The sequence below is a fragment of the Streptomyces recifensis genome, assembly GCF_002154615.1.
In the GTDB taxonomy this organism is placed as follows: domain Bacteria; phylum Actinomycetota; class Actinomycetes; order Streptomycetales; family Streptomycetaceae; genus Streptomyces; species Streptomyces griseoluteus.
In genome coordinates, this window is record NZ_MUNH01000180.1 from 1 (window position 1) to 8,031 (window position 8,031).

At 68.8% G+C, this 8,031-nt stretch carries 5 protein-coding genes; 2 read left to right on the plus strand and 3 right to left on the minus strand.

Going from position 1 to position 8,031, the window contains the following annotated elements:
- Positions 1–340: 340 nt before the first annotated feature.
- Complete coding sequence (locus CCN33_RS11240; RefSeq protein WP_086693495.1) at positions 341–1,588, minus strand: DUF6236 family protein; 1,248 nt, start codon at positions 1,586–1,588, stop codon at positions 341–343.
- A gap of 455 nt (positions 1,589–2,043) precedes the next feature.
- Between CCN33_RS11240 and CCN33_RS31065 the strand changes: the two genes are divergently transcribed.
- Together CCN33_RS31065 and CCN33_RS11250 are read left to right on the plus strand one after the other, a co-directional pair.
- On the plus strand, positions 2,044–2,523 hold the full coding sequence (locus CCN33_RS31065; protein ID WP_140394511.1) for a tetratricopeptide repeat protein: 480 nt from the start codon (positions 2,044–2,046) through the stop codon (positions 2,521–2,523).
- Positions 2,524–2,681: 158 nt separating this feature from the next.
- Complete coding sequence (locus CCN33_RS11250; RefSeq protein ID WP_244173759.1) at positions 2,682–3,119, plus strand: very short patch repair endonuclease; 438 nt, start codon at positions 2,682–2,684, stop codon at positions 3,117–3,119.
- A gap of 57 nt (positions 3,120–3,176) precedes the next feature.
- Here CCN33_RS11250 and drmB read toward each other — a convergent pair whose 3' ends face one another.
- Positions 3,177–5,039: a DUF1998 domain-containing protein gene (gene drmB / locus CCN33_RS11255; RefSeq protein WP_086693497.1), complete on the minus strand. Its 1,863-nt coding sequence runs from the start codon at positions 5,037–5,039 to the stop codon at positions 3,177–3,179.
- Positions 5,040–5,044: 5 nt separating this feature from the next.
- On the minus strand, positions 5,045–8,031 hold a 2,987-nt coding region (locus CCN33_RS11260), incomplete at its 5' end, for a helicase-related protein (protein ID WP_107483927.1).

An 8,031-nucleotide genomic window follows, 5' to 3' on the forward strand; every position in this document is an offset into this window, starting at 1 on the left:
CGGGGAGCAATCGGATCCACCCTCGGCATGACCGCTAGCCCCGCACGTATTGCCACGCGCTGAGGCGGGGCAGGGGGCAGGGGAGGAGCGGCGGTCATGCTGCCCAGCCCCTTGGCCTGCATTGCGAACCCCTTGTTTCGGCATGGATCGCAATGCAGAGGATGCTCGCGGCATGAAGCTGACATTGCCCAGGAGCACGGCCAGCGCCGGTCTTCCTCGCGGCATGACTCAAGAGGCAAGCAGGATCGCCACCCGCCGCTACGACTGCATCCCATTACGAGGTGCGGCGGTGCGTGCAAGGTAGGCGGAAAGGAGGAGGTGGTCCGGTGTGCCTGGTGGGTCAGGCGAGCGAAGTGATCTTCCGCAGGAGGGAACGGGGTTGGAGGCCACGTTGCACCGAGAGTAGATAGGCGGCAGGATTCCCGGCTTTCAGGTCTTTGACCTGCTGCTTGTGCGTGTGGCGGGCGTTTACGACGGCGAGCGCCGCACCAACCGCCGCACCCGCCATAGGCTGACCGAGGAAGCCGCCGACGACCGCAGGGCTGAAGGCGCTCACCAGGGAGGGCATTTCGAACTTCACGTTGGCCAGGCCGTACACCGTGCCGATGCCTTGCGCTTTCATCGCGTCACGCAAAGCCCTCAAAGGAGCATCGAAGCGCTGCTCGACCGCCATCTGCACGTAGCTCTCGCGCGCCACCGCCAGCGTCACCCCGGCCAGTTCCTGTCGCAGTTCGTCCACCGTCTGGGACACGACGGCGTTGAATGCGGCGAACTCGTCGCGGTGATTCTCCCGCAGCTTGACGATCTTCTCGACCGGTACGTTGCCCAGTCCCGCCGGCACAGCCAAACGGACGGCCAACAGTCCGACCGCGTCGGCGATGTCGTCCGGCTGGGCACTCACTGCCGTGCCCGTGGTGCCGAGCAGGGTCTCGGCAACCCGGTCGGCATCCCAGCCGGCCGACGCCAGGTGCGCGTCGGGCTGGTCCGTCGTGGGCGTGAACCGGCCCTGGCGGGCGAGTACTTCGACGAACGCACACTTGTAGACCCAGGCGAGCCCGGCATTCATCGCCATCCAGCGACCGTTCGCGAGGGAGCGTCGCCCCTGAAGCCCAGAACTGCGCCGCACGTCGGTTGCCAACCCGGAGTCTACGAGTGCCGCTCGCAGTTCGGGGGTGAACTCCTCCCAGTAGACGGCTGCGACGCCCGGGCGTGTCGGTCCCGTGCCGTGCGTGTGCCTCGACCCGTGCCCGAACGAGGGCGGAGCCACTGGATCGAAGGGATTTCTCGCACGGCTGTCCCAGTCGTCCCACGCAGGCGACACACCGTATCCCGCTGTATGTAAGGCCTCCGCGTGACGGGTGAGGACTTCGAGGAACATCGGTGCCACCTGTCGAGCGGGCTCCGCTGGATCCACCGGCCTGATGAAGCCGAGTTCCTCGCGCAGTACCCGGGCGGTCCGCGAGTCAGACAACCGATAGCCGTCCGGCACGACTCGCGCCAGTTCTCGCCAATAGAGCGCGGCCGTCTTCAGCCATCGCTCGTCGCGGAAGTGGATGAACGGGTAGTACAGACCGATGCGTGGCAGCATGACGACTCCTGATCGACGACCGCCCCCTCGGCAGTCCCGCCATGGAACCGTAGTGGACCGAGGCACCCGCGGAACGCCGGCCGGAGTGACGCCCGGAGGCAGAGGAGCGATCAGAGCCCGTGTACCAATGGACTGAGCTCCCCGCCCGCCTCTGGAGGGGGCTGTACGGCCGTGCCGGGGCTGCGGGGCACCTCCGGCCAACCCGGGGCGAGATCCGTCTGATTCGGGCCTCAGCGGGCCCGTGCCGGGGGCGGATCCCCGGGGCAGGAATAGGTCGATTCGCGCCCTCCCGTCGCACGCCCAGCTCCTGTATGTAGTGACTAGAGGGGCCACTACATCGGGAGGCTGCCGACCACGGCAGCACCGAAGCCCTCTTCCCCTTGGCTGTTTTGCGGGAGCAGGCAGGGGACAGAGAGGGCGCGGAGAACCTCTACCGGCAGGCCGCGGACAACGGCATGTCCGACGCCCTGCCCCGCGTGGTCACGCTGCGGGAGAGAGCGGGGGACCGGGAAGGCGCTGAGAACCTTGCCCGTCAGCTTGCAGACGACGGCAACCCGGAGGGTTCGGGCCGCCTGGGCCGCTTGCGGGAGGAGGCCGGGGACCGGGCGAGTGCCGAAAACCTCTACCGGCAGGCCGCCGAACGCGACAGCAGCTTCGCCCTGAACTTCCTGGCCATCCTGCGGGAGCAGGCAGGGGACCCGAAGGATGCAGAGAATTTCGCCCGGCTGGCCGCCGACCTCGGCAACCCCGACACTCTCTACCGCCTGGGCCAGCTGCGGGAGAAGACAGGGAATCGGAAAGGGGCCGAGAACCTCTACCGCCAGGTCGCCGACCGCGGCCACGCACGCGACATGCCTCCTGGAAACTCAGCCTTCGATGCATGGTGGCCCGATGGTCTGGACCCAGATGGACAGCCCACACCGCCATGGCAGTGATCGCCAGTTGTGACACAGGCCGGACAGCCGCCGCATCGAGACGAACCGGCGCGGTCGGGACATGGCACTCACCAGTCGTCGAGGGCCGGGTTCGCGCATTGGTCGGGGGCTCGCGCCACCCGGTGGCGCTGCTCGCTTGGATCGGGCAGGTGGGGCGGGTGGACAATGTCTGGGTGGAGGCGTTGGAGACGACGGCACAGGTTCGGGCGCGGATGAGCCTGCAAAAGAGCCGGAATACCCAGGTGGAGCTGGCATTGCGTCGTGCGTTGCATGCGGCGGGCCTGCGGTTTCGGGTGCATAGGCGGCCGGTGAAGGGGGTGCGTCGGGAAGCGGACATCGTGTTCGGGCCGGCGCGGGTGGCGGTGTTCGTGGATGGTTGTTTTTGGCACGGGTGTCCGGAGCATGGCACCTGGCCGCGGCGGAATGCGGATTTTTGGCGGACCAAGATCGAGGGGAATCGGGTCCGGGACGCGGACACCGATGAGCGGCTCGGGCAGGCCGGGTGGCTGGCGGTGCGGGTCTGGGAGCACGAGTCGCCGTGGGAGGCGGCGGAGCGGGTGCGTGCGGTGGTGGAAGAGCGGCGCCGACGGCGTTGAGGCCCTTCTGCCGGGGTGGGGTGCGCGGCGGGTTGCCTCGCCCACCCCAGCGGGGGCTTACATGAGGTCGTGGAAGTATCCGGGCACCGTGCCGGTCGGTGTGCCGACGAGCATGGCCCGGTCGAGGAAGCTGTTGTTGGTTTCGCAACTGGTCTCAGGCAGCAGGACGCAGGCGTGGCAGGCGGCGAGGTTGACGTTGTCGACGCCGGTGGCCTCGGACTCCATGCACAGCGGGTCGTTGGAGCACCAGGCGGTGCGGGCGAGGGCGGCCTTGAGGGTGTGGGCCAGGCGGTCGGGTTCGCCCTGGGCGACAATGCCGCCGAGGCTGCCGGCCGAGTCGCTGGTGGCGGTGTAGAGCAGCAGGCCCGCCATGTTGTCGTCGCAGTACAGGCGCTCGCGCAGGGCGGAGGTCGGGTAGCCGCCGTCCAGGCTCCACTCGTTGATCAGAATGTGTGCGAGGGTGTGGAGCAGGAGATAGCGCGGGGAGACGGGTGAGTCGATCTCTTCCGCGTCCTGTTGCTTCCCTCCTGCGGTCTTGGACACACCACTGCGGCGCCTGAGAAGCGTCAGGTGATTCTCACGGATGCGCCGCGCGCGGACGATCACCGTCTCATCGGTCTCCCAAGAACGCAGCCTGTTCTCGTCCAGGCGCAGGAACACGCCCTCGCCGATCACCTCCACGGCCGGAAGCCAGTCGATGTCGTCGGACAGGGTCAGCGGCGCCATGCGGTGGGCGGGATCCGCCTCGGAGGGCAAGTCACCGCGCATGAACGACGCCAGGGCCCGCACCTCGCGTAGCCGCTTGACCAGCATGGTGTCGCGCAGCCCCAGTGGTTGCAGCACGGCCGGGGAGCCCAATGGCTGTTCGCATACGAAGGGCTGCCATTCGGCCGTGTACCGCTCGGGGTTGCCGCGGACCAGCCGGATGTACTCCTCCTGCCGCAGCGCGCTGCGGGCCTTCGGTGTAGGAGTGTCGTCCTGGTCGGCCGCTACATCGTCGTCCTCGATGGCTTGGACCAGATGGATGATGTCTTCTGCCGTCGCGTTGACGCTCTTGAGCAGGGCGGCGTGGTTCTTGGCGAACCAGCGGATGGTGTCCTCGGATGCGCTGAGCAGCTTGTGCTTCTCCACCAGCTTGTGCAGGCCCTCGCCCCACGGCGGGATGGACAAGGCGCTGGCGACGAGGGGATGCCACACGGCCGAGGAGCCTCGCTGCATGGCCCGCGGTGCCTGGTCGCACCCTTCGGGGGGCACCTCCTTCAACCACGGGCGGCCGCCCTCGCAGCGGATGCCGAGATCTTTCAGGACGCGGCTGCGGAAGGCGCCCTCCATGGATACGTCCGGCACGCCGCAGCTGCAGGAGACGACGACCGACCGCAAGGATGCGGTGCTGCCGTTGGTGCCCAAGGAGAGGGTGCCGCCGCACAGGCCGCCTGTGTGGCCGCTGCCGCGGTGGACCCACCGCCAGTACGGAAAGTCCGAGATGTGGCCGTTGTTGCAGGCCAAGACGAAGCGGGAGGGCACGAGGTCCTCCTCGCACGTCCCGCAACGCGCTGTACGGGGCGGGGAGTTGAACTTGTAGAACGGCTGGAGCGTGGCGCACTTGGGGCACGAGTACATGTTCGGGAACCGGCGGACGTGCACCCCGTCCGTTGCCCGGTCCGGGTCCGGGGCGGGCGGCTGGCGGAAGGAGCGCACCTTCAGCAGGCGGGCCAGGCGACGCTCCAGGACCTCGGGGGCCTGAGAGACGTCCCAGGAGTCGAGACCGGCGACGATGAACGACTCGTTGTCCACGGCGATCATCGCACCGACACCGTAGGTCGTCACCATCTGGGAGCGTCGTACGCCGCCGAGCTTGCGGGGGCGAACGACGGCGGCGCCGGTGCCGCGTCGGCGGCGCGGGGGAGGGGGCGGGGTCATGGTGGTCAGTGCTCCAGGAAGAGGGTGGATTCGGCGTCGACGTCGCGAAGACTCCACAGGGTGGACCAGCCGGCCGTCTCGGGGTCCTCGTCGTCGAAGCCGGCGAGGAGGGCGGGTTGGTGCGAGCCGCGCCGGGCCTCGTAGACCAGCTCGGGGTGGTCGGCTGCCTCGTCGAGCCACCATTGCACGAACTGGTCGAAGCTCTGGGCCGTCGCCTTGCGCTCGAGATCGTTGACCGCGTCGACGCGGGCGAGGATGCACGGGCGGACGAGGGCGTTGAGATCGTCGACGAATCCCGCGATGTGGGCGGCCGCCTCGTTGGGGCGGGCGGCGGGCAACAGCAGTCGGGCCAGGGCGACGACGACGGCGTGCAGACCTCGGTCGCGGGCGCGCGAGGAGAAGGGGGTGACGCTGGTTGACTCCACCTCGCGGTACAGGGCCGAGTGGAAGGCGGGGAAGCTCTCGTAGTGCGAACGGTCCCGGGAGCGAGCCGAGTTGTACATGACCGCGACCAGGCCGGGGTGGCGGCGGCCGACGCGGCTGGTGGCCTGGATGTATTCGGCGGTGGTCTGTGGCTGGCCCATGACTGCCATCAGGCCGAGCCGGTCGATGTCGACCCCGACGGAGATCATGTTCGTGGCGAGCAGCACGTCCAGTGTGTCCGCATCGGGCAAATGTCGTTCCAGTTGGCGTAGATGGCGGGGGATGGCGCTGGAGTCGGCCCGGCTGCTGAGCTCGATCAGTTGGGAGGCGAGGCGGGGTGTGGCCGAGGCGCGGGTGCCGAGCAGCTCCAGGCGGTCTTGGACGTCGTCGAGGACCTGTAGCTCGGCGGCCGACAGCAGACGCAGGCTGTTGAAGTAGCCCACCAGGGTCCAGTACGCGTCCTTGACCTTCGGATCGGCGTCGGTGCGGGCGGCGGCGTCCAGCAGGGCGGCGTAGGTGCGCACCAGGAGGGTTGCCTGGCTGGTGCTCGGGGTGAGTAGTCCGATGTAGCGGCGGGATGCCTTGTCCTTGCGTGGCGTCTCGACGGCGAACCAGGAGTCGCGTGCGTCCAGCCCGGCGGGCGGGAACTGGGCCGTGCGACGGTCGAACAGGGCCCCGACCTGCTCGGTGGCCCGGCGGATGGTCGCCGTCGACGCCACCACCTTGGGCTTGTCCGCCAGTACGTCCACGGCCGTCTCGTACAAGCCGGTCAACGTCCCCAGCGGGCCGGAGATCAGGTGCAGTTCGTCTTGGACGATCAGCTCCGGCGGGCGTGGACCGCCCGGCTCGTCCCGGTTGAACAGCGCGGCCGTGGCCGGGCGCCACGGCATCGAGGCGAACTTGTCGACGGTCGCGATGACGAGGGTGGGATGCGCGTCGTAGACCGCCTCGTCGACCAGGTGGACGGGCAGTCCGGCATCGGTGTGGAAGGCGCAGCTCGTGCTCGGGCATCGCACGATCATGCGGTGGGTGCTTGCGCGGACCTCGTAGTCGAAGGCGGTCAGCGGCTGGCCGCACCACGGGCAGGTCTGCAGCTGGACCGGGTTCTCCTTTTGCAGGGACTTGCCCGGCTCGCGGCGCAACTTGTCCAGGCGGTCCTGGGCACTGTCCAAATCGTTGGGGGTGGCCGACTTGCCCACCCACATGCCCAGCGAGATGGGCGTGGCGCCCAACTCTTCCTCGTGCTCGACGCGCACCTGCTCCATCGCGCAGATCAGTGCAGCGGCCCGCTCGAATTGCTGAAGCGTGAGCAGACGCAGGGTGTAGCGCATCACCACGGTCACTCCGTCACCACGCGCTCCGTCGCGCAGTCTGCGCCAGAACGTGGTGAACGCGATCAGCCCGAGGTAGGCCTCGGTCTTGCCGCCGCCGGTGGGGAACCACAGCAGGTCCGCGACCTCGCGGTCCTCGTGGTTGGGATCGACGATGCCCTCAAGGCACAGCAGCATGAACGCGATCTGGAAGGGCCGCCACCTGCCTTTCTCGATCTGCGGTTGGCCGTTTCTACCCTGCTTGATCCAGGCCGTGCGGGCCCGCTGCTGCGCCATCGCCTGGTTCGCCCACCGGAAGGCGGCAAAGACATTCGGCTTGCGGTCGTCGCTCAGCAAGGCCACGCCACGCCGCATCCGCCCCAATGCCAAACGGCACAGCTCCAGTTGCCGCCGTGCCGCCACCTCGTGGTGTGTACCGGCCAGGTCGCGGGCTTCTTCTTCGCGCGCCTCGATCCATTCCTGGTAGCCCTGAAGCAGGCGGGTGAGGGCGGCCACCACGTCCTCTTGCGTTCCCTGGCCCAGGCCGTGCATGGTCAGCGCGCGGTCGTCGATGTGCGGGTTGGAGTCGGTCAGCAGCACGTCGTGCGTGGGCACGAACTCGGTGCGCACCGATGCGACTGCGGCTCGCTTGGGCAGGGGGGTGCGCAGCGGCGGCGCCTGCCAGTCCCAGGCGACCGATGTGCCGTGGCCGGTGGCGAACACGGGGGCGTAGCGATGCAGAAGTCGGCTAAGGGCCTGCTCGTCGTCGACCGGGCCGCGGCGGGCGGGGCGCTCCACGAAGGGACGGGTGCCCTCCGCGCCGTGGACGCTGACCTCCGGCTGGAAGAAGCAGTAGGCGTCCTGCAGATCGAACTCGCCGGCCGTCAGCGTGTTCACCACCGTCACCGTGACCGTCACCGTGCCCTCGACAGCTGGGCGCACCAGAGCCCGCCATTCCAGGCCATCGCACAGCTTGCCCTTGACGGAACCGGGCCATCGCACGTCGAACTCGCCCGGCTCGCACACCAGCACCTCGCGACGCCAGCGCTCCTTTTGCCGTTCGGTGCTGCGGGCCTCGCTGCGGCGCGGCTCGATCCGGTGGCCGGCCTCGTCCTCGGGAACGTAGCGGGCCGCTGTGACCGTGACCGTCACCTGCTGGGACTCCGTCGCATCGACGGCGAAGGTCAAGCCCATGGAGGAGGGCTTGCGCAGATTGGCCAGCGCGATGCCCAGGTCGGTGGCGCCCTGCTCGACGTCGT